28 protein-coding genes and 2 pseudogenes are annotated in these 25413 nt (G+C 60.1%); 13 read left to right on the top strand and 17 right to left on the bottom strand.

Features of this window, described 5'->3' with window-relative positions; all coding sequences use genetic code 11:
* A pseudogene (locus AC559A_RS12225) lies at positions 1-159 on the top strand (IS1380-like element ISDth1 family transposase); the annotation flags it as partial.
* 193 nt (positions 160-352) lie between these two features.
* Here AC559A_RS12225 and AC559A_RS12230 read toward each other — a convergent pair.
* The gene (locus AC559A_RS12230) at positions 353-532 is read right to left on the bottom strand and encodes a hypothetical protein (protein ID WP_498818130.1); all 180 of its coding nucleotides are present in this window, start codon (positions 530-532) and stop codon (positions 353-355) included.
* A 27-nt stretch (positions 533-559) separates the two neighbouring features.
* Here AC559A_RS12230 and AC559A_RS12235 point away from each other — a divergent pair, with 27 nt between their 5' ends.
* A complete protein-coding gene (locus AC559A_RS12235; RefSeq protein ID WP_498818131.1) occupies positions 560-835 on the top strand; it encodes a hypothetical protein in 276 nt (91 codons plus the stop codon).
* Positions 775-1236: a sensor histidine kinase gene (locus tag AC559A_RS12240; protein ID WP_498818132.1), complete on the top strand. Its 462-nt coding sequence runs from the start codon at positions 775-777 to the stop codon at positions 1234-1236. Before AC559A_RS12235 ends, AC559A_RS12240 begins: the two co-directional genes overlap by 61 nt.
* Before the next feature lie 33 nt (positions 1237-1269).
* On the opposite strand, the gene AC559A_RS12245 is transcribed toward AC559A_RS12240, so the two are convergent.
* Complete coding sequence (locus AC559A_RS12245) at positions 1270-2670, bottom strand: sigma-54-dependent transcriptional regulator (RefSeq protein WP_498818133.1); 1401 nt, start codon at positions 2668-2670, stop codon at positions 1270-1272.
* 2 nt (positions 2671-2672) lie between these two features.
* The gene (locus tag AC559A_RS12250; RefSeq protein ID WP_498818134.1) at positions 2673-4178 is read right to left on the bottom strand and encodes a sensor histidine kinase; all 1506 of its coding nucleotides are present in this window, start codon (positions 4176-4178) and stop codon (positions 2673-2675) included.
* Between the two features lie 264 nt (positions 4179-4442).
* Here AC559A_RS12250 and AC559A_RS12255 point away from each other — a divergent pair, with 264 nt between their 5' ends.
* Both AC559A_RS12255 and AC559A_RS12260 read left to right on the top strand, forming a co-directional pair.
* On the top strand, positions 4443-4841 hold the full coding sequence (locus AC559A_RS12255) for a DUF4168 domain-containing protein (RefSeq protein ID WP_498818135.1): 399 nt from the start codon (positions 4443-4445) through the stop codon (positions 4839-4841).
* Between the two features lie 30 nt (positions 4842-4871).
* Complete coding sequence (locus AC559A_RS12260; protein WP_498818136.1) at positions 4872-5159, top strand: hypothetical protein; 288 nt, start codon at positions 4872-4874, stop codon at positions 5157-5159.
* 103 nt (positions 5160-5262) lie between these two features.
* Here AC559A_RS12260 and AC559A_RS12265 read toward each other — a convergent pair whose 3' ends face one another.
* Together AC559A_RS12265 and AC559A_RS12270 are read right to left on the bottom strand one after the other, a co-directional pair.
* Positions 5263-5607: a tRNA-binding protein gene (locus AC559A_RS12265; RefSeq protein ID WP_498818137.1), complete on the bottom strand. Its 345-nt coding sequence runs from the start codon at positions 5605-5607 to the stop codon at positions 5263-5265.
* A 1-nt stretch (position 5608) separates the two neighbouring features.
* Positions 5609-5821: pseudogene (locus AC559A_RS12270) on the bottom strand (tautomerase family protein); the annotation flags it as partial.
* A gap of 526 nt (positions 5822-6347) precedes the next feature.
* Here AC559A_RS12270 and AC559A_RS12275 point away from each other — a divergent pair.
* Positions 6348-8816, top strand: coding sequence for a sensor domain-containing protein (locus AC559A_RS12275; RefSeq protein ID WP_498818138.1), 2469 nt, complete (start codon positions 6348-6350; stop codon positions 8814-8816).
* A gap of 164 nt (positions 8817-8980) precedes the next feature.
* On the opposite strand, the gene AC559A_RS12280 is transcribed toward AC559A_RS12275, so the two are convergent.
* A complete protein-coding gene (locus tag AC559A_RS12280; protein ID WP_084031835.1) occupies positions 8981-9565 on the bottom strand; it encodes a 4Fe-4S dicluster domain-containing protein in 585 nt (194 codons plus the stop codon).
* Complete coding sequence (locus AC559A_RS12285; RefSeq protein WP_498818139.1) at positions 9558-10673, bottom strand: FAD-dependent oxidoreductase; 1116 nt, start codon at positions 10671-10673, stop codon at positions 9558-9560. Before AC559A_RS12285 ends, AC559A_RS12280 begins: the two co-directional genes overlap by 8 nt.
* 346 nt (positions 10674-11019) lie before the next feature.
* Between AC559A_RS12285 and AC559A_RS12290 the strand changes: the two genes are divergently transcribed.
* Entirely contained in the window at positions 11020-11337 is a 318-nt protein-coding gene (locus tag AC559A_RS12290) for a carboxymuconolactone decarboxylase family protein (protein WP_028571296.1), read from the top strand.
* A 28-nt stretch (positions 11338-11365) separates the two neighbouring features.
* Complete coding sequence (locus AC559A_RS12295; protein ID WP_498818140.1) at positions 11366-12718, top strand: dihydrolipoyl dehydrogenase family protein; 1353 nt, start codon at positions 11366-11368, stop codon at positions 12716-12718.
* A gap of 391 nt (positions 12719-13109) precedes the next feature.
* Here the strand turns inward: AC559A_RS12295 and AC559A_RS12300 are convergent, their stop codons facing one another.
* Positions 13110-13634: a type 1 glutamine amidotransferase domain-containing protein gene (locus AC559A_RS12300; RefSeq protein WP_498818141.1), complete on the bottom strand. Its 525-nt coding sequence runs from the start codon at positions 13632-13634 to the stop codon at positions 13110-13112.
* Positions 13635-13943: 309 nt separating this feature from the next.
* Between AC559A_RS12300 and AC559A_RS12305 the strand changes: the two genes are divergently transcribed.
* A complete protein-coding gene (locus AC559A_RS12305; protein ID WP_498818142.1) occupies positions 13944-15908 on the top strand; it encodes an ABC-F family ATP-binding cassette domain-containing protein in 1965 nt (654 codons plus the stop codon).
* A gap of 40 nt (positions 15909-15948) precedes the next feature.
* On the opposite strand, the gene AC559A_RS12310 is transcribed toward AC559A_RS12305, so the two are convergent.
* Entirely contained in the window at positions 15949-17064 is a 1116-nt protein-coding gene (locus tag AC559A_RS12310; RefSeq protein WP_498818143.1) for a sigma 54-interacting transcriptional regulator, read from the bottom strand.
* A 155-nt stretch (positions 17065-17219) separates the two neighbouring features.
* Here AC559A_RS12310 and AC559A_RS12315 point away from each other — a divergent pair, with 155 nt between their 5' ends.
* From AC559A_RS12315 to pspC, 3 genes are read left to right on the top strand one after another with little or no spacing between them, the layout of a single operon-like run.
* On the top strand, positions 17220-17993 hold the full coding sequence (locus AC559A_RS12315) for a PspA/IM30 family protein (RefSeq protein WP_498818144.1): 774 nt from the start codon (positions 17220-17222) through the stop codon (positions 17991-17993).
* A gap of 51 nt (positions 17994-18044) precedes the next feature.
* Positions 18045-18293: a hypothetical protein gene (locus AC559A_RS12320; protein ID WP_498818145.1), complete on the top strand. Its 249-nt coding sequence runs from the start codon at positions 18045-18047 to the stop codon at positions 18291-18293.
* Positions 18290-18667: an envelope stress response membrane protein PspC gene (gene pspC / locus AC559A_RS12325; RefSeq protein ID WP_498818146.1), complete on the top strand. Its 378-nt coding sequence runs from the start codon at positions 18290-18292 to the stop codon at positions 18665-18667. Before AC559A_RS12320 ends, pspC begins: the two co-directional genes overlap by 4 nt.
* A 14-nt stretch (positions 18668-18681) precedes the next feature.
* Here the strand turns inward: pspC and AC559A_RS12330 are convergent, their stop codons facing one another.
* Genes AC559A_RS12330 through AC559A_RS12345 form a run of 4 tightly spaced genes read right to left on the bottom strand, consistent with a single transcriptional unit; the run spans position 18682 to position 21110 of the window.
* On the bottom strand, positions 18682-18966 hold the full coding sequence (locus AC559A_RS12330) for a type II toxin-antitoxin system RelE family toxin (RefSeq protein WP_353740156.1): 285 nt from the start codon (positions 18964-18966) through the stop codon (positions 18682-18684).
* Positions 18957-19184, bottom strand: coding sequence for a hypothetical protein (locus AC559A_RS12335; protein ID WP_028571305.1), 228 nt, complete (start codon positions 19182-19184; stop codon positions 18957-18959). The genes AC559A_RS12330 and AC559A_RS12335 overlap by 10 nt, the downstream gene beginning before the upstream one ends.
* 34 nt (positions 19185-19218) lie before the next feature.
* The gene (gene gnd, locus AC559A_RS12340) at positions 19219-20688 is read right to left on the bottom strand and encodes a decarboxylating NADP(+)-dependent phosphogluconate dehydrogenase (protein WP_498818147.1); all 1470 of its coding nucleotides are present in this window, start codon (positions 20686-20688) and stop codon (positions 19219-19221) included.
* Between the two features lie 32 nt (positions 20689-20720).
* Positions 20721-21110: a DUF1622 domain-containing protein gene (locus AC559A_RS12345; protein ID WP_211239016.1), complete on the bottom strand. Its 390-nt coding sequence runs from the start codon at positions 21108-21110 to the stop codon at positions 20721-20723.
* A 76-nt stretch (positions 21111-21186) separates the two neighbouring features.
* On the opposite strand from AC559A_RS12345, the gene AC559A_RS12350 reads away from it, so the two are divergent.
* On the top strand, positions 21187-21666 hold the full coding sequence (locus AC559A_RS12350; protein WP_498818148.1) for a rhodanese-like domain-containing protein: 480 nt from the start codon (positions 21187-21189) through the stop codon (positions 21664-21666).
* A 22-nt stretch (positions 21667-21688) separates the two neighbouring features.
* Here AC559A_RS12350 and AC559A_RS12355 read toward each other — a convergent pair whose 3' ends face one another.
* The 4 genes from AC559A_RS12355 to AC559A_RS12370 form a co-directional block, all read right to left on the bottom strand.
* Entirely contained in the window at positions 21689-22534 is an 846-nt protein-coding gene (locus AC559A_RS12355) for a flagellin N-terminal helical domain-containing protein (protein WP_498818149.1), read from the bottom strand.
* Between the two features lie 246 nt (positions 22535-22780).
* Positions 22781-24139, bottom strand: coding sequence for an RsmB/NOP family class I SAM-dependent RNA methyltransferase (locus AC559A_RS12360; RefSeq protein WP_498818150.1), 1359 nt, complete (start codon positions 24137-24139; stop codon positions 22781-22783).
* A 143-nt stretch (positions 24140-24282) separates the two neighbouring features.
* The gene (locus AC559A_RS12365; protein WP_498818151.1) at positions 24283-24594 is read right to left on the bottom strand and encodes a HigA family addiction module antitoxin; all 312 of its coding nucleotides are present in this window, start codon (positions 24592-24594) and stop codon (positions 24283-24285) included.
* Between the two features lie 7 nt (positions 24595-24601).
* A complete protein-coding gene (locus tag AC559A_RS12370) occupies positions 24602-25372 on the bottom strand; it encodes a DUF116 domain-containing protein (RefSeq protein WP_498818216.1) in 771 nt (256 codons plus the stop codon).
* Between the last annotated feature and the right edge of the window lie 41 nt (positions 25373-25413).

Raw genomic sequence — 25413 nt, forward strand, 5'->3', positions numbered from 1 at the left:
AAGGCTACAAGGCGCAGGATCAAGACGGTGATGAGCAGCGTGATCTTCATGTCTTGCCGTTTGATCAGCCATGCCCGGACCTTGGTGATGCAACTGGGATGTTCCAAGGAATGGCACGATTGGTTTGGCAGGTTGTTTCAACGCCTCAAGGCAGCGTAGCGCTTGCAGAATTTGGAATAGAAAAATGATACAGGTGTATTGCGCCAAAAATCTGGTAATAGACGGTGATCTGAATGATTTCATGCTGAGATAGCTCATTTTAAGCTTCCAGTATCTTGGCAGCGTAGATCGTGCGATGAAAAATCGTTCCAAAACAGTTGCTGAGAGGTCCTAACCAAGCAAAGTCACGGATTCAGGTATGAACTGTCGGGCCAATCCGATCCTGAATGCGGACGGTGAGGTTGAATATACGGTGGAACTGATACAGGATATCACGGATCGCAAGCAGGCGGAGGAGAAAATCAATCACATCAATTAACAGCTTCACCAAGCCAACGCGGAAAAGGACCAGCTTCTCGCCATCATTGCCCACGACCTCAAGTCGCCCATTTACAGCATCGTGGTCTCGACGGAACCTCTGATCACCCAACCCGAGGTATTATCCGAAGAGAACATCCGGTTTCTTGTAACGGAAGTGCATAAAAGCGCCAAGAACATCTTCGAATTGCTGGGAGACCTCCTGGAATGGGCGCGCTTGCAGCAGGGAGGCGTCAACTACTCGCCCACGCCTTGCGGCCTTAAGGATATGGTCGACAAGGCGCCACGGCCCGAGACATGGCCAAGGGCAAGGACATCGCCGTCCGCGTGGACATTGCGCAAAACCTGCGTGCCCTGATCGACCAGCCCATGATCAGGACCGTGATCCGCAATATCCTGTTGAACGCCCTCAAATTCACCCCGCGCGGCGGAGAAATCGTGATCAGGGCTCAGCAGACCGAGCAACATGTGACCATGGCGATTCAGGACAACGGCATCGGCATGGACGAACGGGTTCTGTCCTCTGTCTTTGCCCTGGGAGAAGCCAAAAGGCGACTGGGCACTGAAGGCGAAAGTGGAACCGGCCTGGGGCTGATGCTGTGCAAGCAGTTCATCGAACGGCACGGTGGACTCATCTGGATTGAGAGTTCCCTGGGACAGGGCACCACTGTGTGTTTCACCATCGCGGCCGCGCCGGACCAGGCTGCGGCCATCATGGCTGTGGACTCTTGGCCAGCACGTCCGCCAACAGGCAGGTGATGCCGGCTGGATCAGCAGGGGCTTCTGTTCGTGTCAGTCTTGCTCAAGCTTCCGGTAGAGCGTGCGGCGGTGGATGTCGAGGATGGCTGCGGCGCGGCGTTTGTTGCCGTTCACTGCGTCCAGGACATGGCGAATGTAGTGTTGTTCAGCCTGGGCCAGGGTGGGCAGATGTTCTCCGTTCGCGGCCATGGCCGCCAAGAGCGGGGCAGGTTGCAAGGTCGGCTGGCTGCCGCCGTCCCTGATCCGACTGGGAAGATGCGCGGGTAGAATGGTGGTCCCGTCGCAAAAGGTTACGGCTCGTTCCATGGCGTTTCGCAATTCGCGCACATTTCCCGGAAAAGAATAGTTTTTAAGAATATCCAGGGCTTTTTGATCAAATCCTTGGATGCTCTTGTCCACTTGGATGCTGAATCGACGCAGGAAGTGACCGGCCAACAGCTCCAGATCGTCACCGCGTTCCCGCAAAGGCGGGAGTCTGAGGGTGAATGTCTCCAGACGAAAAAAAAGGTCCTCGCGAAATTTTCCGGCCTCGACCTCCTGCTCCAGGTCCCGGTGGGTGGCGGCCACGGTGCGGACATCGACCTGTTCCTCCTTGTCCGCCCCCACTGGGCGCACTTTGCCGTCCTGGAGGATGCGCAGCAGCTTGGCTTGCAGGAAGAGAGGCATTTCGGAGATTTCGTCCAAAAACAGGGTCCCACTCTCGGCTTCGGCGAACAGCCCCCGCCGAGCCTTGCCCGCGCCGGTAAAGGCGCCGGCTTTGTGGCCGAAAAACTCGCTTTCCAGCAACTGTTCCGGGATGCCGGCACAGTTTACGGCCTGAAACGCCCCTTTTCGCGGGCTGGCCGCATGCACCGCCCTGGCCACCAATTCCTTGCCCGTTCCCGACTCACCCAGGATCAGCACCGGCCCATCGGCTCGGGACACGCGGCCGATCTGCTCGAAAAGGCCGCGCATGGCCGGGCTTTGGCCAATCATGCCGTGAAAGGCGTCCTGGCTCAGATAATCCCGGATGCGTTGAACTTCCTGGCGCAACGCCCTGTTTTTCAACACCCGAACCACCGTCAGGATGAAGTGGTCCAGATCCAGGGGTTTGGTCAGGAAGTCCTCGGCTCCGGCCTTGAGCGCCTCCACGGCCTTGGAAATACTTCCAAAAGCCGTGATCAGGAGAAAGTCCGGAGGGTTGTCCATCTCCTCGCTTCTGACCCGTCGCAACAGTTCCAGACCGTCAATTCCCGGCAATCGCAGATCGCTGACCACCAACTCCGGGTGCCATTCCTGGATTACGGCCAGGGCCTTTTCGGCATTGTCCACCCAGCGGGCGGTGAGGTCGTGGTCGTCCAGTTCCTGACTCAGGAGCTGTCCGAAAGACTGATCGTCCTCGACGACCAGCACCTTGCTGCCGCCGACATTCTGCTCTGTTTGGCGCGGTGCCATGCTCATCTCTCCTCAACACGGATCGTGGGTTGGTGGTCAACGGGCAGCCAGATGCGAAAGAATGCTCCGCCCAGCCGACTCTTGCCGACATCGATGCCTCCGCCGTGGTCTCGAAGAATACCGTGAACCACTGCCAAACCCAGCCCGGTGCCATGGCCGACGCTTTTGGTCGTGAAGAACGGTTCAAACAACTTGGATTTTATTTCATCGGCAATGCCCGGACCGTCGTCATCCACCTGCATCCACGCCTGGTCGCCCTCCCTGCCCCAGGAAACGACGACCCGCCCACCGGAAGCGGACTGGACGGCGTTGCGGATCAGGTTGACCAGGGCCTGCTCCATGCGCACCCCATCCAGGTTGATCTGGAGCGCTTCATTCGCTTCGTTCAAGGGAAAGGCCGTTTCCAGATGAGTCCGGTGCTTGTCGGCTTCTTCGCTTGTCGCGGACAAGGCGGAGCGGATCAGTTGCACCAGGGAGGTCGGCTTTTTGCGCAATGCGTTTCCGCGACTGAAATCCAGAAGCTGGCGGATGATGTGTTCCATACGGTCCACTTCCCGGCGAATGTCGCGCAGCGTCTCCACGACCCCGGCGTCCAGGTCGGCCTTGCGCAAGGCGCGTTGCGCCTTGCCGCTGACGACGCTCAAGGGCGTACCCAGTTCATGGGCCACGCCGGCGGCCAGCTGCCCGATGGCGGCCAGTTTTTCGGCCTGACGCAATTGGGCCTGCAATTGGACCTGTCTGATGCGTCGCTCCCGGAGTTCGGCCTTGGCCTCTTCAATGGTATCCAGCATGCGGTTGAATTGCCGACCGATGGTCACGATTTCCCCTGGTCCGTGGGGCCAAAAACGATGGCCCCGGTCCCCCTGGGTCACCCTGGAGATGCTGGTTCCCAGGCTGGAGAGGTGGCGGCCCAGGGCGCGGTGGTGCCCGAAGAGCACGAGCCCGGACATGCCCAGCAACCCCAAGCCCAGACCCAGTGCGACGCGGACGCGAAGAGCCCGGACATCCTCCTGGATGTCGCTTTTTCGCCGGGTCAGTTGGAGCAGGCCGTTGACCTTGCCGCCGGAGTCGCTCAGCGGAACGAAGTACGAGAAAACCTCTCGCCCGGCCACATGTCCGTACTCCCCGCGCTGTTTGCCGTCCGCTGCCAGCTCGGTCAGCCGGTCCTGCTCCGGCGTTGGTTCGCTTCGCCCGGCCGAGGCGATCAGGCGCCCCTGCCGATCATACACATACGCACTGTAGACCCTGCCGATGGAAAAGGCGGACTCCACGGCCCTCAGGACGCTGCCTTTGCGGTCCAGTTCCATTGAGTGGCTGAGCGGCAATTGCAGCGCCCTGGCCACCAGCTCCAGATCCTTTTGCATCCGGTGCTCGATATTTCGCTCCACGAGCTGCAGGAGCAGGTAACCGGTCAGCCCCATGGCCAGGGCCAGGGGCAGGACGACGGAGATGACCAGGGCTGTACGCAGACTGAAGTAGTCGGACAACGCCGGAATACGAGGGAGCATGGTCCTCCTAAGCTTGGACTGGGATGAAGTTGCACATGTGGCTTTTTTATACATATCAAATGAGCGCATTTCAAGGACGATCAGGGTGGACATTGTTTCCGCTTCGTTTGGCAACATGCGTCAATATCTTGTATTATATGTGTATTTTTAATTTTTCTTGTGGTTGCGAGGGAGACTGTTTCGGTTCTGGCACGGTGCATGCTTAAAAAGGGATGATGCCGCTTGATGACCTTGCGGCTCAAATTCTTTCGGAGGTTTTTGAAGATGAAGAAGTTAATTTTGCTGCTGACCGGATCGACCCTCACCTGTTTGCTCGTTTTGGCCTTGAGCGTGGGCGTTCACGCCCAAACTGGTCAAGCCGAAGAACAGCAGATGATGCAGCAACCTGGAACCACGGCTCAATTTAGTGATGCCGAGCTTCAAAAAGTAGCGACCGCATACCTGGAAATTCATGAGATTCGCATGGAATTGCAGGAAACCCTGGCCGGGGTGACTGATCCGGAGTCCGCACAGCAAATGCAGGAGCAGGCGGGAGCCGCCATGGTCCAGGCCGTCCAGGACAGCGGGTTGGACGTGGACACGTATAATCAGGTCATGCAGGAAGTGCAGGTGAGCACCGAGTTGCAGGAAAAGATGGCGTCCAAGCTGGACCAGATGCAGTAGAACGGAGTGAACCTGAATGGAGGAACGCTGATGTTCGGTAAAAAGACCGTTCCCTTGTTGATTCTGGCAATGGGGATGTTTTTGGGATCTGCTTGCGGCCCGGACCCGGAGGAGTATGAAATACCGGCCAGGCCTGGAGAAAGCCCTCCGGGGTACGAACTGCCGCTTGGTCAGGAGCGACCCCAGGAGCGACCCCAGGAGCGTTCATTGATGCAGCCTGAAGCCCCAATGGGAGAGTCGGAGCCAGGTCAGGGCTTGCAACCCAATGGACAAGGTCGGGAGCAAGGCGTGCCGTTTGATGCACAGCCGAAGCAATAACGTTGAGTCACTAACCAACCACCAGCTTACAGCTGGTGGTTGGTTATTTGTGTTGCGTAGAGGTCGACATTGACTGGGTGTCGGTGACCTCTCGTTTCAACACTCACCCCAGCTTGGCCCCGTTGGGGACGGGCTTGTCCGGTACGGCCAGAATCACCCCTCCGTCCGGTCGATAGAAGCCGGTCAGCAGGAATTCGGACCGGATCGGGCCGATCTGTTTGACCGGGAAGTTGGTTACCCCGACCACCTGCCGACCGATGAGCTCCTCCGGTGCGTAATGGTCCGTGACCTGGGCACTGGTCCGTTTGCGGCCGACTTCCGGGCCGAAATCCACCTCCACGATGTAGGCCGGTTTGCGGGCCTCGGGAAAAGGCCGTGCGTCCACCACCGTGCCCACGCGTATCTCCACCCGTTCGAAATCTTGCCAGGAAATGGTCTCCTCGGCCATTTCACCCCTCCTTCCGCTTGCGGCGCAGGGCGGTGACCGGTACCCCGCCGATGCCCCAGTTGTCCGTCTCCACCTCGTCGATGACCACCACCGTGGTCTCCGGGTTCTTGCCCAACACGTCGGCCAGCAGTCGGGTGACGCCCCGGATCAGCAGGTCCTTCTGTTCCGCTGTGGCTCCCTCCCTGGTGATCTTGATGTTCACGTACGGCATGGATTTCTCCTGATTCGAATGAGTTTGTAACTACTCAGCACAGAGAGTAATTCTGTTGCCGGGGTCGGAATCGGGATCGAAAACGCTGGGATGCGTTCTAAATTCTTCATGTTTCGATTCCGACTCCGATAGCGAAGCGCCGACCCCGATACCGATTGCCGGAGCAAGAGCGGACACAAAATGTACTGAGTAGTTACGGCTTTGAAAGACCGGGCTTCTCGGCATGCTCTCTGCAAAGAAGCCCGGGTGTCGCCCTTGGATCGACCGCGCTTCCGGCGCACGGGGCCGCGGGGATCATGGCCAGGCCACGGCTTTTGCGATTTCAGGGGCGATCGGTTTTGGGCGCCCTGTTCACTCACCAATCAAACAAAATTGTAACATGATGTTCATGAATCTTACAAATCCAATCACTCATTCCGTATCCAGCGCCGAGGGCGTTCGGGTTTCCGAAAGCGTCGTCGGGAGTGTTTTCGGCGATACCTTGGCTCCGTTTCCCGTTACCGCGTCCGTTCTCTTCGGTCCAGAGGCGATGGAAGCCAACCTTCTGGAGGGCGCCGAGGCCTTTCTGCAGCTTTTCGCCGGATCACCCAATGCCGTGGTTCTGCGCGACCAGGAGGGCCGGATGGTCGTCCACAACGCCGCTTTCGAGCGGATGTTCGGGCCGCTGGGCGCACGTGCCGCCGGGGGGGCGAAACCGCGGTTGCGGGATATATTGCAGCCATGCACGGGGTTTGATGTCCAGGCTGAGCGGGTCTGGAGCGGTGATGCGGCCTTTCAGGGCGTCGATGTCTGCTGGCGGGCAATTGGGGGCCGGACCGTGGAAACCTGCGCCTCCCAGTTTTCCATTGCCATGGCCGATGGCCGCCGGTTTTCCTGGTGCATCTTCGTGGACATCTCCGACCGCAAGCAGGCGGAACGAATGCTTCAGGACGCGGAAACCAAGTACCGTTCCATTTTCGTCAATGCCGTGGAGGGCATTTTTCAGACCACCCCGGACGGGCGCTATCTGGACGTCAATCCATCCCTGGCCCGGATTTACGGCTATGCCTCGCCCCAGGAGATGATCCGGGCCTTCCGAGACATCAAGACGCAGCTCTACGTCGATCCTCTGCGCCGGGACGAGTTCGTGCGGGTCATGGACCAGAATCACGAGGTCTGGGACTTTGTCTCCGAGATTTACAAAAAAGACGGAAGCCGGATCTGGATTTCGGAAAATGCCCGGGCCGTGTACGATGATCGCGGAAATATCGCCTACTTCGAGGGGACCGTGGTGGACATCACCCGGCGCAAGCTGGCGGAAGAGGCCCTGGAAACCCAGCGGGAACTGTTCACTCAGTTGTTCGCCAATTCGCCCCAGGCCATCGTGCTCACGGACATGGACCGCAACGTGATCAACGCCAACCAGGCCTTTGAACGGCTTTTCGGGTTCCGGGCCGAAGACATTCGCGGATTTTCCATCCGTGGTTTCATCGTGCCCGAGGAATTGATGGCCGACATGGAAACCTTCCGCGCCGCCGTGCTCTCGGGCAACTCCATGCAGGCCGAGACCCAGCGCCGCCACAAGGACGGACGGCTGATTCCGGTGTCCATGATCGGTTTCCCGTTGATGGTCCGCGGGGCCATTCAGGGCGTGGTCTTCATTTATCAGGACATTTCCGAGCGTAAGGCCTTTGAGGAGCAGATCACCCATCAGGCCTTCCACGATGGCCTGACCGGCCTGCCCAACCGCAGCCTGTTCGCCGAGCGGCTGGCCCGGGCCGTGGAGCGGGGCAAACGACGCACGGACTACCATTATGCGGTGATCATGGTGGACCTGGACAAGTTCAAGGCGGTCAACGACACCCTGGGCCACCAGGCCGGCGATGACCTGTTGGTCGAAGTGGGCCGTCGGCTGTCCGGATGCGTCCGGTCCATGGACACCGTGGCCCGGCTGGGCGGAGACGAGTTCGCGCTGATTCTGGAGGAATTGGTCTCGGAGGAGGAAGCCCTGACCATTGTCCGGCGGATTGAGGAAACCCTGCGCCGGTCCCTGGTGCTGGTTTCCGGTGAAGTCCGGCCCGAGGCCAGCATCGGGGTGGTCATGCACTCCGGGGAGTACGCCCGGGCCGAGGACATCCTGCGCGACGCGGACATCGCCATGTACCGGGCCAAGGAATTGCGCTGCGGCAATCTGCTCTTCGACCGCTCCATGCGTCTGGAACTGCAGGAGTCCATGAACATGGAAAACGAGCTGCGTCTGGCAGTGGGCGACGAAGCCTTGGCCGTGCACTACCAGCCCATCATTCGCGTGGACGACGGCGGGCTGGATGGCTTCGAGGCCCTGTTGCGCTGGAATCACCCAACCATGGGCCAGGTGCCGCCTTCCAGGTTCATTCCCCTGGCCGAGGAAACCGGGCTGATCCTGCCCCTGGGCCGGTTCGTGATCCGGGAAGCCTGCCGCCAGTTGGCTTTATGGCGTGATGAACTGCCCGGTGGAACCGATCTGTCCATGAGCGTGAACGTTTCCTGCCTGCAATTTTTGCGGGATAATATCGTGGATTACGTGGCCGAGGTGCTCCGAGACCTGGGCCTGAAGCCGGGAGCCCTGAAGCTGGAAATCACCGAAACCGTGTTGATGCACGACCCGGCCCACACGGCCCGGGAGCTGCAACGGCTCAAGGACCTGGGCGTGCGGATCGCCATCGACGACTTCGGCACCGGCTATTCCTCCTTGAGCTATCTCCAGCAACTGCCCATCGACCATCTGAAAATCGACCGCTCCTTCATCAGCGGCACCGAGCAGTCCGAAGGCAACCCGCACATCGTCAACTCGATCATCTCCCTGGCTAGGGCTCTGGGGCTCTCGGTCATCGCCGAAGGCGTGGAGCGGGAGGAACAGCTGTCCTGCCTGCGCGACCTGCGCTGCGACAACGCCCAAGGCTTCATGTTTTCCCGTCCGTTGGACGCAAAAGGGGCAGCGGGGTATATTGCGCGCTGTTTTGAGGAGCGGGAGAAATAGCCGATAAACGATCCGTTCGCGAAGGTGCTTCTTCAAGGAGTCAAGGTCGAAATCGCAATCGAAATCGGTATCCCCGTCATTCTTTGACCAGCTGATTTCCTCGATTTCGATCGCGATTTCGATTTCGAGTATTGCCTCGGAGACAGGGCATCAGCCAAGATCGGTCAACCGTTCTGTTCTTCCTCCTTTTTCGTCGTGCCTGCCGCATAACCTTCCACGCTCACGGATTTTTTCATGGCCCGCAGTCCGACCTGGGTGCCGAACCGTTCCGGGTGCATGTGGGACTGGACGATGCCCTCGGCCACCCGCTGGCGCAGTTCGGCCTCGATTTTTTCCGGGGAGCCGAACAAGATCGCCCCGCAGGGACAGATTTCCACGCAGGCCGGCGTCATCCCTTTGGCCCGGCGTTCGGCGCAGAGATCGCATTTGGCCACGGGATTTGGGCCGGTTCGGGAATGGGAGATGGCGGCAAAGGGGCAGACCGAGAGGCAGACCATGCAGCCCACGCAGGCCTTGGGCTGGAGGATGACCGCGCCTTCGTCGTCCTGGTAAAAGGCGTTGACGTTGCAGGCCTTGAGGCAGGCCGGGTTGGTGCAGTGGTGGCAGCTGATGGGCACGGTGATTCCGTCGCTGGTCCGGGTCATGTGGATCCGGGGCTGGCCGTACAGGTACCCGCAGACCGCCTCGCAGCTTTCGCAGCCGATGCACAGGTTGTAGTCGATGTACAGGGTTTTCTTGGACTTAGACATCGGCCACCTCCTTCCGGGACGCCTTGTTCTTCGTGTCCCCGGTCGTTTCCCCCGCCATTTCCCCTCTGGGGGGGGCCGCATCCAGCGGATGGGCCTTGATCCAGCCGTCCAGGGACTCAGCGGCCTTCAGGCCGCTGAGAATGGCCCGGCCGATCTTGGACGGCCCGGTGAGCACGTCCCCGGCCACGAAGACACCTTCGAACTTGGTCATCTGCAGCCAGCCATGGCCGTCCTTGGAAATGTCCTCCAGGCGCAGCTCCCTGGGAAAGGGGTTGGTGGGCACCTCGCCGATGGCCGCCACCACCAAGTCCACGTCCAGCTCCTGTTCCCGTGTTTCCTCGCCTTGGGTGAAAACCAGTCGCCGGGCTTTACCATCCCCGACGATTCGCTTCGGGGAGGTTCGTTCCACCCAACGCACCCCGCGCTGACGCAGGAGCTTGATCTCCATCCGTCCGGCCGGGGCCTCGTCCACCGTCTTGCGGTAGAGCAGGGTGATTTCCTCGGCTCCCAGGCGCAAGCAGCTTTGAACCACGTCCACCGCGGACAATCCCGCGCCGATCACCGCCACCCGTTGTCCTTCGACTTTTGGAGGGGCGACCAGGGGCGTCTGGGTCGGGGATTGAGTCATCTTGCAGGCCCGCAAAGGAAAGAGAAACTCCAGTGACGTATAGACTCCGGACAGGTCTTCGCCGGGGATGTTCAGTCGTCGCGGTCGCCAACTGCCGGTGCAGATCAATACGGCCGCGCATTCGTGGAGCAGTTCGGACAGACTGACCATTTCGTCCACGAATTCATCCCCGGACTCGCAGACCTTGTCCTGGGTGCAGATCTTCGTACAGAAATGGAACCGCACGCCGTACTCCTCGGCAAGCTTTTCAGCGGCGTCCTCGATGCGCCGGGCCGGAATCCGGAAGCCGGGAATGCCGAAGACAAGCAGTCCACCGGCCTTGGGCAATTTGTCGTAGACATGCACCTCATACCCGGCGCAAGCCAGCCATCCGGCCGCGGACAGCCCGGCCGGCCCGGACCCGACCACCGCCGCCTTCAATCCGTTGGGCGGAGGCGGCGCGGAACAGAGAAATGCGTAGTTCATGGTGTTCATTGGCATTGACCCTCTTGAGAAACCGGCTAGCAGTTGAAAAACTCCCAATTGCTTCGTCACCGAAAAAAAGTTCAAACTCTCCCGTATCACAATTACGCTTCGACCTTGAAATTTTTTGCTCCTTGCACTTGGGGTTATTGAACGGACTGCCGAGAAAGGACTTTTTCAGTATTCAGCTATATCGTTCGATAATGAAACGAAATAGAGGCTGCTGGATAACCTACTCCTTCTTTGCTAGATTGCAAGGCTGTTGGCGCTATTGCGCGGTGAGCGGCCTGAGTGGAAGGATATGCGTCCTCTACGGAGCGGGCCGCCCGTAATCCCTGATCATAACCTCAAGAAGGAGATGCAAATGTCTAAGGACAAATTGCCGAAGAATTTTCAGAAGTTGCAGCAGAATCATCCCGACTTCATGGCCGCCGTGGGCAATCTGGGCAAGGCCGTGCGCGAGGCCGGTCCGCTGGATGAGAAGACCATCAACCTGCTCCAGATGGCCGCAGCCGCGGCTCTGCGCATGGAAGGGGCGGTGCACAGCCATGCCCGCCGGGCCATGACCGCCGGGGCCACGGAAGTGGAAGTGCGCCACGCCCTGATCGTGCTCACCTCGACCATTGGCTTTCCGGCCGTGGCCACGGCCACGAGTTGGGTCAACGACGTGAGCGAAGATTAAAAAAACGAAAACGGAACCTGGAGGCGAAATGCAACGGCACGACGTGATCGTCATCGGATCCGGAACGGCCGGGTATACAGCGGCCCATGCCTGTCGCAAGGCCGGAAAGAGCGTCCTGGTGGTGGACAAGCGGCCCTTTGGCGGAACCTGCGCCATGCGCGGCTGCCAGCCCAAGAAGATTCTGGTGGCCGCGGTTCAGGCCGTGCATGGGGCCAATGCCCTGCACGGGCAGGGCGTGACCGGAGAAAGCCGCCTGGATTGGCCTTCCTTGATGCGCTTCAAACGCGACTTCACCGATGCCGTGCCCCAGGGTACGGAGCAGGGCTTCCTGGACGCCGGGATGCGCACGGCCCACGGTCTGGCCACGTTCGTTGGCCCTCGCCGATTGCGGATCGGAGAAGAGGAGCATGAAGCCAGGCATATCGTCATCGCCGCCGGGGCCGTACCCAGAAAACTGAAGATTCCCGGCGACGAGCTGCTGCTGGACAGCGACGTTTTCCTGGAACTGGACGCGCTTCCGGAAAGCATCGCCTTCGTGGGCGGCGGATTCGTCTGCTTTGAATTCGCCTTTATCTGCGCCCTGGCCGGGGTGCGCACCACGGTCATCCATCGCGGCGACCGCTTTCTGCGCAACTTTGACCCGGACCTGGTGGCTTTGCTTATGGAGGCTGGCAAGGCTCGGGGGATCGAGTTTCTGCCCGAAACCAACGTTGTCGCGGTGCGCAGGGATGGACGCGATATCGTGCTTGACCTGGACGGGTCAGGGCCGACGTCCCTGCGTGTTCAATCGGCCGTGGCCGCCGTCGGGCGGGTGCCGGACCTGGACGGGCTGGGGCTGGACGTTGCCGGAGTCAGCGAAACCCCGAGAGGGATCAGCGTGAACGCCTTCATGCAAAGCGTCTCCAACCCGGCTGTGTATGCCGTGGGCGACGCTGCGGATACGCCGTTCGCCCTGGCCACCACCGCGGACATGGAGGCCGAGACCGCGGCGGTCAATATTCTTCAGGGCAACACCACCGAGGCGGACCACGTAGCCGTTCCCAGCGTGGTCTTTTCCATTCCACCCCTGGCCACTGTGGGCATGAGCGAGGAACGGGCCCGCCGGGCCTCGGAGGAGCAAGGCTTCCAGCTCACCGTGAACACCGGCGACGCCACAGGCTGGATGACCTCTCGGCGCATCGGCCAGAAGCACGCGGCCTACAAGGTCATCCTGAACAAGGACGCCGGAACGATCCTGGGAGCGCACCTGCTGGGCCACAACGCCGGGGAGATGATCAATATTCTGGCCCTGGCCATCAAGTTCGGCCTGACCAGAACGCAGCTCAAAAGCCTGCTCTGGGCCTACCCGACCCATGTTTCGGACATCAAGTACATGATTTGATCGGGATGGTTCAAAACCTGTTGACATTGGAAGAATTAAACCGCCCGCTTCGCTCAGGACACGGAGGACGCCAAGAAGAGATTTTGCCTTCCGCTGGGTAACTACTTAGTACATTTTGTGTCCGATCTTGCTCCGGCAATCGGTGTCGGGGTCGGCGCTTCGCTATCGGAGTCGGAATCGAAACAGGAGGAATTTAGAACGCATCCCAGCGTTTTCGATCCCGATCCCGATTCCGACCCCGGCAACAGAATTACTCTGTGCTGAGTAGTTACTCCGCTGGAGAGATGCGGAAGGCAAAAGGCTCGCCGCCTATCGGCGATCTTTTCCTTTGCGTCCCTGGCGTCCTGAGCGACCATCGGGAGCGGGCGGTTCGTCTGAATGCCTGTAACGATCAGACCCGGCCCAAAGCCCCAACCACCGCGCGCATGAAGGCCGGCAGATCGTCCGGGGTGCGGCTGGTGATCAGGCCTCCGTCCTCCACGACCTCCTGGTCCACCCAGTTTGCTCCGGCATGGATCAGGTCGTCCTTGATGGCGAAATACGAGGTCACTGTGCGGCCCTGAAGGATCTTGGCCGAGGCCAGCATCCAGCCGGCGTGGCAGATGGCGGCCACGACCTTGCCCTGGTTGGTCAGTTCCCGGACCAGCGAAACCATGGCCGGGTCGCGGCGCATGAAGTCCGGGGCGTACCCCCCGGGAATGACCAGCCCGGCGAACTCCGCCGGGTTCAGATCCTTGGCCGCGGCCGTGCTTTTGGCTGTGGTTCCGACCTTGCTGGAATAGACCATCCCGGCCTTGGCGCCGACCACCTCCACATGAGCCCCGGTTTCCAGGAGCCGGTAGTAGGGGTAGATGAACTCGTAATCATTGAACAGTTCCGCGACCATGATCATGACCTTCTTGCCGGACAGTTCCATATTCTCCTCCAGTGTCACCGCGCGAACGCGGGTTGTGGTTGCGTGACGCTTTTTCCAAAACACCGCCACGGTATCCCAAAACAGATCGAGTCGCAAAATGCGTGTTTTTTCTTCACGAATTTTGTTGACAGCTGATGTGAAAGCCTTGGTTATATTAACCTTTCACAGCTCTGCCTATTGACAAATACTCTATTTTTTGATCAATCCTGACCCCTGACCCCTGACCCCTGACCCCTGACCCCTGACCCCTGACCCCTGACCCCTGACCCCTGACCCCTGACCCCTGACCCCTGACTTTCCAATAGAATTATGTCCAAACTCACCATTCATGCCCTGACCAAGTCCTACGGCGGTCGGGATATTTTCAAGGATTTCAATCTGGAAATCGTCGGCGGAACCCGCCTGGCGGTGGTCGGCGCCAACGGCGCGGGCAAATCCACCTTGCTGCGCATTCTGGCCGGAGAATCCCACCCCGACAGCGGACGGGTGATTTTTTCCACCGGGGCGCGTCTGGGGTACGTGGCCCAGGAACTGGACGCGGGCGACCTGGAGCGCGGGCTGTTGCCCTGGGTCATGGACGCCCTGCCGTCCTGGGCCGGGTTTTGGCATCGCTGGGAAGAGGCTGTTCAGCGCCGGGATGAAGCGGCCTTGAAGATTCTGGCCGAGGAGCAGACCGTGCTGGAGCACCAGCTCGGCTACAGCCCGGAACACCGGGCCAAGACCATCCTCTGCGGCCTGGGCTTTGCCGATGCCGATCTGGGCAAGCCGCTGCAAGCCCTGAGCGGGGGCTGGCGGGAGCGGGCCAAGCTGGCCCGGGTGCTCACCGCCGGGGCGGACGTGCTGCTTCTGGACGAGCCCACCAACCACCTGGACCTGGAGGCCGTGACCTGGCTGGAGGAATATCTGCTCGGGTTTGACGGCGTCCTGATTTTTGTGGCCCATGACCGGGTCTTTCTGGACAAGGTGGCCACCCAGACCCTGTATTTAGGCGAAGCCAAGCCTATTCTCCGGCCCGGCACGTTTTCCGAATTCCTGGCCTGGCGGGAAGAGATGGAGCAGCAGTGGGAGCGCCAGGCCGCGGCCATTGACGATAAGATTCGTCATCAGGCCGTGTTTATCGACCGTTTCCGGTTCAAGGCCAGCAAGGCCCGGCAAGCCCAGAGCAAGTTGAAGAGCACGGACAAGCTGCAGAAGGAACTGGAAGAACTGCGCGGCCAGCGCCCGGAAATCCGGGCCAAGACCCTGTCCTTCTCCCTGCCGGAACCCAGCCGGGGGGATCAGACGGTTTTGGCCGCCGCGGATCTCGGTTTCGCCTTTGACGACGGTCGACCGCTCTGGCCGCCGCTGACCTTTCAGCTTTACCGGGGACAGAAGGTGGCCCTGGCCGGGCCCAACGGCGCGGGCAAGACCACGCTGCTCAAGCTGATCAGCGGGGATCTGGCGCCGAATACCGGGCGGATCAAGGTCGGCCCGAATACGGTCATGGGCTATTTCAGCCAGCACCAGACCGAAATTCTGAATCCGAAAACCTCGGTCCTGTCTGAAATGCGTCGCCTGGCCGGACCCAAGGCCAGCCATTACGAGGTCTGCTCCATTCTCGGGCTGTTTTTGCTGGGCGAGGAGTACTGGGAACGTCCGGTGGCCGGCCTCAGCGGCGGGGAGAAAAGCCGCCTGCTGCTGGCCTCCCTGTTCGCGGCCCGGGCCAACTTCCTGGTTCTGGACGAGCCCACCAACCACCTGGACTTGGAAAGCCGGGAAGCCTTGATTCGCGCCCTGGAGGAATACACCGGGACCCTGATCTTCGTGGCCCACGACCGCCGCCTGCTGGCCGAGGCGGCCCAGGAGGTCTGGGCCGTGGGGCCGGAGGGACTGCACGTGTTCTCTCGCGGGTACGATGAGTATGAGGAGCATCGCCGCGCGACCCTCTCCGAGTGCGTCGTGGAAAAGCCTTCCCAGGTCGGCAAGGTTTCACGCCAGGAGGACAAGGAACGCCGCCGGGCCGAGGCTGAGCGCCGCAACGCGCTTTCCCGCAAGCTCAAGCCGTTGAAAGCCGAATACGTCCAGGCCGAGTCCGAACTGGAAACGGTCTTGACGCGCCAGAGCGAACTGGAACAAATCCTGGCCGATCCGGAAACCTATGCTCGGAGCGAGGAATTTACCCGTCTGAGCAAGGAATATCATGACGTTGAGCAACAGGCTGAGCGTCTGATGCTTCGGTTGGAAGAGTTGGAAGGCCGGATCGGGGAAGGAGAGAGGGCCGTGGCGGACGCGTGATCCAGGTCAAAGGGCGACACTGGATAACATTTCCAGGGCATTATCCTCGACTCGTCACCTCATCAGAACCAACATCCGCCTCAAACCCGAGAACATCCCGATGTTTCCGGTACAGGCCGCGGAACTGGTTGTAGCGCAGGCCGAGGAGTTTCGCGGCTTGGCTCTGGTTGAACCTGGCTTGGCGCAAGGTTCGGCGGAGATAGCGGCGTTCCAGTTCGGCCACGGCTTCCGGCAGGCTGAGTTGCTCGGGCAAGAATGGTTCTTCATGCGCCATGTTTTGTCCAGCCGGGGAACTTGAGCCCGGATGTCGCACTTCTTGTCCGGCCTGGGGTGATCGTTCCGGAGCCTCGGCCTTTGTCGCGGATGGTGATGCGGCAAAGGGATCAAGGACCACATCATTGATCACCGTCGCGTCACCGGCCCGGAACACGGCCCTCTCCACGACGTTTTTCAACTCCCGCACATTGCCCGGCCAGGAATACGTTTCCAGGGTCTTAACCACGGGTGCCGACAGGCGCGGCGGTTCGGCACGGCCCAGTTCCACGGCCATTCGGGCCGCGAAATGTTCGGCCAACAGGACCGCGTCACCGGACCGCTCACGCAGCGGTGGAACGCGCAGAACCTCGAAGGCCAGACGGTCCAGCAGGTCGGGCTTGAACCGCCCCTGGACCGCCAGGGCGACGAGATCGGCGTTGGTGGCCGCGATAATTCGTACGTCCACCTCCAGAGGCGTGGCTCCGCCAAGGCGCTCCACGACCTGGTATTCGGCCACGCGCAGGATCTTTTCCTGCATGCCCAGGGGCATGGTTCCGATTTCGTCCAGAAAGAGGGTGCCCTTGTGCGCCGCTTCAAACCGGCCGCGCCGCAACCGGACCGCTCCGGTAAACGCCCCTGGCTCATGGCCGAAGAGTTCGGATTCCAGAAGCGATTCGGACAAAGCCGAGCAGTTCACGGCCACCAGGGGACCCTGCCAGCGATGGGAATGGTAGTGCAGCCGAATTGCGGCCAATTCCTTGCCCGTTCCCCGCTCACCGACGATGATCACGGGCCGGTTCACCTTGGCCACGGCAACCAGGCGCTCCTGAAAGGCCAGGAAGGCGTCCGAGCGTCCCAGGGCCTCAAGCGTCGCGGAAATGTTTGTGGTCAAATTTGTCATAACTTGTTCTTTAATGCCGAATATTGCCTGATTTCGTCAAGCAGTATTGTTCCTGTTTTTCGCAACACACCGAAATATCAACTAATACCCGTTGGCACGCCATATGCTTTTCCGGAGCTGATTATATCGCCCCAAACCGCAAGGAGGACCAAGTCATGGGTATTTTCACCCGATTTCGCGACATCATCAGTTCCAATATCAACGCCATGCTGGAAAAGGCCGAAGATCCGGAAAAGCTGCTGCGCCTGATGATCCAGGAGATGGAGGAAACCCTGGTGGAACTCAAGGCCTCCTGCGCCGGGGCCATGGCCGCCGCGGTCAGGATTCGCAGGGAATGGGAGCAGGTGGACGCCAAGGTCCTGGGCTGGGGAGACAAAGCCGCCATGGCCGTGGACAAGGGCTACGAAGACCTGGCCAGGGAAGCCCTGCTGGAGAAACGGGAACTGGAGGCCAAGGCCGATCGGTTGGCCGAGGAGTTGGCGGAAAGCGAGGGCATTATCGAAGGCTACAAGGACGATATCGCCACACTGGAGGAAAAGCTGCTCTCGGCCAAGGACAAGCAGCGCCTTCTGGTCCAGCGCCACATGCGCGCCAAGGGCCGCAAGCGAGCCGGCCTGGATCTGCGCCGGGCCGACTCCCATGCGGCCATGCTGCGCTTCGATGAGTTCGAACAGCGCATCGACCGGATGGAGGCCGAAGCGGAGCTGGCCGGTCCCTGGGCAACACCCTCCGCTGGTCGTCAACAACGGGGTAAAGGCGAGGAGCCCTTTACGCTGGAGGAAAAATTCGCCAAGTTGGCGGCGGACGAGGATATCGAACGCGAATTGGCCGCTTTGCGCGCCAGAAACGTCGCCCCGTCCGGGCCTGACCAGACCGACAGGCCTGACCAGATTGAACGGACCGAACGGACCGATCGGATTGGGCTGTAATCGGCCGCCGGCCCGTTGCCGACTCCCCAACCACTATCAAGGAATACGGCCATGATAGGTTTCCTGACCACCCTGGTTCTCGCCGGAACGGCGTTGATCATCGTTTTCTTCCTGGGCGTGATCGTACTCACCGGCGTCCGTCATTTCCGTTCCGGCCCGGATGGCCGGATTTCCCCGGAAGAGACCGACGAGGCCCGCATAATCCAGGAGATCTACCGCGGCCTGGAAAAACTGGATGCCCGGGTGGACAACCTGGAATCCATCTTAATGCGCCAAAAAGAAGAAGGTGGTCCAAAATGATCGACCATACGGGCCGGGATCGGCTCTATCGTTCCAGGAGCGGCGTGATTCTCGGAGTGTGCAAGGGATTGGCCCGGTATTTCGACGTATCCTTGTTCTGGATCCGGGTCATCGCCGTGCTGTTGATGCTCTTCACCGGCTTTTGGCCCCTGGTGGGCATCTATTTGCTGGCCGGTTTCCTGCTTAAACCTGAGCCCGTGCTGCCTCTGAACAACGACGAGGAAAGCGATTTTTACCAAGCCTACGCCCGTTCCAGAAACGAGGGGCTTTCCAGGATCAAAAGCAAGTTCGACCGCCTGGACAAACGCATCCGCCGCCTGGAAAACGTCGTCACCTCCAAGGAATTCGACTGGGATCGCCGGTTTAAGCGTTAACGTGAAAAGGAAAATCAGCCTCTACCGACTGCAACGTGATACACAATTTTTCGATGACAGATACAGTAGATCAAGATCAGGTCATCTTTAACCTTGTATATCACTCGGTAGTCACCGATTCTCATCTTCCAGTAGCCTTTCAATGTCTTTCGCAGAGGTAATCCGTAGGCATTGGGAGCAATCAGCAACCGAGATTCAATGGCCTTTTTTATACGCTCTCGCATCTCGGAACTGATATTTTGCAGGTCTTTCGTCTTAACATCATGGTGATAAACCAACCGATAAGAATTCAAGACCAAACCTCTTCGTGGGACAGGGCCTTGTCGTGATCAAATGAGCATGCTCGTTGGTCCGCTATATTCGCCATGGTGACATCTTCCCTGATCTCCATCGCTTCCTTGACCAAATCGCGCATGATTATGGACATCGAAACGCCATGCCCCTGGGCGAGCTCACTTACAGCTCCGTAAAGTTCTCCACCCAACTCCACATCCACTCTTGTTTTTTCTGTCGGCATATCATTCACCTCTGATTGTCTTCTGGTGAGAAAGTCAGATGTTATAGGTCGACGACGCCGTCTCTCCTCCCGTTCCCGTCCAATTGGTGTGGAAGAATTCCCCTCTGGGCTTGTCGATGCGCTCGTAGGTGTGCGCGCCGAAGTAGTCGCGCTGGGCCTGGAGCAGGTTGGCCGGGAGGCGTTCGCAGCGGTAGCCGTCGTAGTAGCACAGGGACGCGGCCACCACCGGGGCCGGGACGCCCAGGTCCACCGCCGTTTTCAGGACCGTGCGCCATGCGGCCTGGGCTCCGGCCAGGACTTCCCGAAAGTACGGGGCCAGCAGCAGGTTGGGCAGTTCCGGGTCGGCGTCGTAGGCTTCCTTGATCGTGCCCAGGAAGCGGGCCCGGATGATGCACCCTTCCCGCCAGAGCAGGGCGATTTCTCCGAGATTCAGGTTCCATCCATATTCCAGGGAGGCCGCGCGCAACAGTTGAAATCCCTGGGCGTAAGAGCAAATCTTGGCCGCGTAGACGGCTTTCTCCAATTGGTCCACAAACGCGGCCGCCTCGCCGTCAACGCCTTGCAAGGAGTCCTTATCTGGGCCGGAAAGGTACGGTCCGGCAGCGACCCGCTCCTCCTTGATCGCGGAAAGGAACCGGGCAAAGACTGCCTCGGCGATCTGGGGGATGGCCACGCCTAGGTCCAGGCCGACCTGGGAGGTCCACTTGCCCGTGCCTTTCTGGCCGGCCGTGTCCAGGATCAGGTCAACGGTGGGCCTCCCGCTTTCCGGATCCACATGCCCGAGAATGTCCGCGGTGATCTCAATCAGATAGGAGTCCAGTTCCCTGGTGTTCCAGGCCGCGAATATGGGTTGGATCTGTTCCGCGCCCAGGCCCAGGCCCTGGGACAGCAGGTGGTAGGCCTCGCAGATCAGCTGCATGTCGCCGTACTCGATCCCGTTGTGGACCATTTTCACGAAATGCCCGGACCCGTCGGGTCCAACCCAGTCGCAACACGGGGTGCCGTCCGCCACCTTGGCCGCGATGGCCTGGAAGATCGGCTTCAGCGCCGGCCAGGCCAGGGCGTTGCCGCCGGGCATGATGGACGGCCCGAGCAGGGCCCCTTCCTCTCCTCCGGAAACCCCGGCCCCGACGTACAGCAAGCCTTTCGCGGCCAGATCCGTGCAGCGCCGGGTCGTGTCCAGGTAGGAACTGTTGCCGCCGTCCACGAGGATGTCTCCCGGCTCCAGCAGCGGTTCCAGGGCGTCGATGAGCTGATCCACGGCCGCGCCGGCCCGGATCATGAGCATGATCCGGCGAGGTCGTTCCAGGCTGGCGACCAGCTCCTCCAGGGTCCGGCATCCGACCAGATTCTTGCCCCGGCCCCGGCCGGCCAGAAAGGCGTCCACCTTGTCCACGGTCCGGTTGTGGCAGGCCACCCGGAACCCCTTGCTTTCCATGTTCAGGATCAGATTTTCGCCCATCACCGCCAAACCGATCACCCCGATATCCGCGAGCTTGTTCATCCGTTTTTCCTCTTTCGTGGTTGCTGGTTGCGTCACACAAAGTTTCCGTTCTCACTGGCCTCGCGGGGCCGTCGCCAGGGTAGATGGCCGTTCAGCTCGATTTCCAGGGAAAAGCTGAGAAAGGTCCGGATCAATACCAAAAGCCCCAACAGAGCGACATGCTGTAAGTTGAAATTGTGGGTGGCGGTCAAGATGATGTCCCCGGCCACCAGCAGTTCCAAACCCAGCAAAATGGCCTTGCCCATGCCGCGACGATAGTCGTGATAGAAGCGATCCGTATTGCGATGCACCCAGGAACGGTACAAAAAGAGTCCGGTGGTGGCCACCACGCCGACGCAGATTATCGCCACGCCTAGAGCCTCCATGCTCAAGGCGGCGTAATACATGAAACGAACGAACAAACCAATGGGCTCTCCAACCATGTCGCGCTCCAATGCTCAAATGTGTCAAGAAAAACGAGCCTTGATTCCTGCCCAAAGAGGCCCTACAGAGACTCCCATGCCTACCTCGTCTCCAAAGCCCTCAAGGTGGTACCTGATCCCCGCGGCGCTTCTGGCTCTGCTGGTCGCGGTGCTGATTTTTCACTACGCGACCCAGTCCTCATCAACAACCGCTTCGGGAGAAAACCTTACGGCCAAAGCCGCCTGGGAGCTGGTTCAGGAAGGAGAGCTGAGCATCGTGGACATCCGGCGTCCGGAAGAATGGCGACAAACCGGAACGCCCCAAGGTGCGATACGGCTGTCCTTTGAAACCCACCCCGAAGGGCCGGAAGGGTTTCTCCGCGACCTGGAAGCGGCCCTGGAATCCGACAAGACCCGCCCCTTCGCCATCATCTGCCGCACCGGCAACCGCACCGGCCTCTTGCTTCCCTTCCTGCACGCCAACGGATTCACCGCGACCAGGGCCATCCCCGAAGGCATGGCCGGCAGCAGCCATGGCCGAGGCTGGCTGCGCCACGGCCTGCCCCTGGATCGCTGAATGGACCGCTGAACCCGGCCCCTCACCCCGTCTCGTCCACAATTCGCCCGGAGTTGCGAAACAGCAAATCCAGCAGGATTTGTTCCAGCGACTTCGTGGGCACATGCCGCCGAGCCTCCACGGCCTGATCCAGCAGATCAGCCTGGGATTCCAGTGAGGCGGCCTGATATTCCAGGCCGTCCTGGCGGTTGGAGTAGATGTCTTCGATGAGGGTCATGTCGCCGATGTAGCCGGAGAGGGTTATCAATTGCTCATCCGGGTCGGCATCGAGCTTGGCACCAGTCAGGTCAGTATCCCAGTTAAAGTCGGAATTATCCGAATCCAGTGCCCGAAAAGTGAGATCGAATCCGCCATCCGGAAAACCCTGGATATGCACCTTGCCATCCGCTGAAATCTGTTCAGTACCCCACTGGCTCCCATCCAGGAGGGAGATATTATTGTACCGTGTGGATTCAATGATGCCTGTAATTCGCTTACGTAATGCCTCGTAATCACCCTGGTCATCGGTTGTGTCATATGAGGGATCCGAGACCTTTTCCTCTTTCACCTTCTTCGCCAGCGCCTCCATCTCCTCCAACAATCCCTTGATGGTGCTCACGGCCTCCTTGGCAATGCCCATCATGGACCCGGCCTCCCTGACGTTCCGGGCATTTTGCCGGATGGTGGCGCTGTCCGCGCGGAGTTTGCCGGTGATGGCCTCGTCAAAGGGGTTGGTCAGGGGTTGGACCGGCTGGCGGCCCAGGATCATGGACCGCAGGTTGGCGCCCACGCTGGAGCCGTGAAAATAGGCGTTCATCAGCATGTCCTGCTGCCAGAGCTGATTGGCCGTATCGTAAACCACGAGCCGTTGCAGGTCACTTAAAGCCATGATGGTCCCCCTGTTGATGGGTGGAAGATCAGATTGGTTGTGGACCCGGACCCCAGCCGTATCAGAAACTTGACCATGGCACGCATCATGTTCCGTTCCCCTTTAGGCCAAAAGATCGTCGCGGCTTGGATAGAAAGACATTAGTCTTTAGCTATCCTCAGCGAGTTGGAATATCAATCCATTGATCATAATTTTCCCGGCGAGAGTGACGGGGGGCGGCATGAATTGGCAAATTTAGGTGGGTATTTAACCGTTCAGTTTTCTCTCCAGCACTGCTCCCCAGAAGAATTCTCCGGCTGGCGAGTCCGGCGGGGTGGCGTAATGGGTGGTGATGGTGAAGGCGGGATGATTGTCGAGAAAGTGGTCGATTCTGGATTGGTTTTCGTTGGGATTAAGCGTGCAGGTGATGTAGACGATGCGTCCGCCCGGGGCCAGGCTTGCTGCAGCTTGGTGGAGGATGCGGTCTTGGAGGGCGATGAGCGGGGGGATGTCCCTGGGGGTGCGTTTCCACTTGCTGTCCGGGCGACGGGCCAGGACGCCGAGACCGGAGCAGGGTACGTCCAGCAGGATGGTTCGGGGTTGCTCCTTCCAGGGCGGCGGTGCGTCGGCCCGGGCCAGGGCGGCGGGGATGGGGGACAGGCCCAGGCGGCGGAGTTCCTGGACGAGGCCACGCAGCCGGACCGGATTGGGATCGCTGGCAAGCACTCGCTTTTGGCCTCGCTCCAGTAGGTAAGCGGTTTTTCCGCCCCTTCCGGCGCAGGCGTCCCAGATCGGCTCCGGCCAGGAGCCCGCACCCAGGGCTCGCAAGACACGTTGTGCTTCCAGGCTTTGCCGGGAGATGGCTCCGTTTCGGGTGTCCTCGGTCAGGTCCGGAAACGCCCGGCGGGCCGTTTCTCGGGAACAGGCGATGCTTAGGGGATCGAGGATTTCCAGTTCCGGGGCAAAGGCTTCCACCTGACGGGTCAGGGCGTCCCGCCGAGGATGCAGTGGGTTGATCCGCAGCCCCAACGGAGCAGGCGAGGACTGGGCCTCGGCCAGCCTGGAAGCCGTGTCCAGGCCGTAGCCGTCGATCCACAGATCAACGATCCAAAGCGGCAGGGAATGGTAGCGGGAGAGAAAGGTCCGCTCGCCTGTAAGCTCGTTTGTTAGCTCATTTGGCCGCTCATTTGGCGCATCCCGGCGATAGAAATCCGGGTCAAGCAGGGTCTGGGACTGTTCGTAAACCCAGGTCATCCAGGCCGAAGCCACCTTGGCCAGTCCGCCTCCCCACTTCTTGCGCACCCGGTTGGTCAGCCAGGACCGGGTAGCGAATTCCGGAATCCGCTCCAGAAAAAGCGCCTCGTATCCGGCTAGTTCCAGGGCTGTCCGGCACTGGGGCGGCAGGTTGCCGGGCTTGCGCAGGAACCGGTCCAGACAAAAGGCCAGCCTGCCCTTGTGGCGCAAATACCCGTAACACAACTCCGATGCCAGGTTGGCGTCCCGGACGTCGAGCTTGCGCTCGCGAATCTGGCCGTCCAAGGCAAACTGCGCGTCCTCGCCCCGCCTGATCCGGTCCAGGGCGGCCAGGGCCGCGAGGCGGGCCGGGGGGATTGTCGATTGGGGCATGACGATTACGTTCTCGTTGCGTCCACGAGAGGCATGCTGGAGGTTTACTGTTGCTCAAACAGAAGATGGTGTCGCGGGCAATCCGTCATGATAGATGGTTTCCGGCGCGATATCGATGTCCCCGAACTATATCGCCGTACCGATTAGCCGTACGCAACCTGTTGCAGGGGATAGATTTCCTGCTCGATGCGGTGACCGATTGATTGTTCAGCTATCTTTAGATCATAGGAGCTTTGCAGATTCAACCAGAACTGGGCGGTGGTTCCAAAATAGCGGGCCAGCCGAAGTGCCGTGTCTGGCGATACGCCTTGTTGCTCTTGGACAACATTGGCAAGCAGGGAAGGAGGGAGGTGAAGCGCTTCGGAAAGTGATTCTACGCTCATGGACAACGGCACAAGGTATTCCTCACGTAAAACTTCTCCCGGATGTACGGGGCGCATTCTATTGTGATTCATAAACGGATTACCCTGCCGACACGGCCAAAAAGCGTTGCAGGGCGGCTTCGATGTTTGGCAGATCCACCAGGGTGTCCAGGCAGGGGCCGAAGGGGCGTTGGTTGAGGACGCCGTAGACCGGGATGGGGTAGGTGTCCTGGATGCCGCTGGACAGATCCCGGTCGCAGGCCACGGCGATGATCAGCTTGGGTTTGTTCTGGACCACGATCCGCCGGGCGATGGTTCCGCCCGTGGCGATGGCGATGCGGATGCCGTAGGTTTCCGCTAGGCCGATCAGCCCGTCCAGGGGGCATTCGCCGCAGCGCTTGCAGTGGTTGATGTCGTAGGTCAGGCGCCTTGGGCAGCGGGAATTTTGCAGGCAGTGGGGCAGCAGAAGCAGTATTTCGTGGGGTTGGAACCGGCCTCGTTCCGAGGTGACCAGCTCGTTGTTCACCTTGATGAAGGACAGTCGGATGTCGTCCCTGGGAATGTTGAACAGCCGCCCCAGAAGGGTCATCAGGGGCAGAAAGAGCTTGATGGTGATCCCCCGAAACCGCGAACTGAGGGGAAAGCTGCGGCCCAGGAGAATGTTCAGGACTAAGCCGATGGAGGACCAGAGGATCATGCTCCCCAGGGCCAGCAGGGCGACGGCCAGCAGACCCGAGGCCAGAGGATGAATATTTTGCAGGCCGATGAAGGGGATGACCCACAAGACGACTAGAACCAGACACAGCAGCAGCGAGGTGCCCAGGATCAGGCCGATGAACAGCCGCTTTCCGGGGTTGGAGACCGTTTCCAGAAATTCCGGGTCCAGGTCCTGCTTCCGATCCTGCTTTTGGG

It is taken from the genome of Desulfonatronum zhilinae (genome assembly GCF_900182865.1).
Lineage (GTDB): Bacteria > Desulfobacterota > Desulfovibrionia > Desulfovibrionales > Desulfonatronaceae > Desulfonatronum > Desulfonatronum lacustre.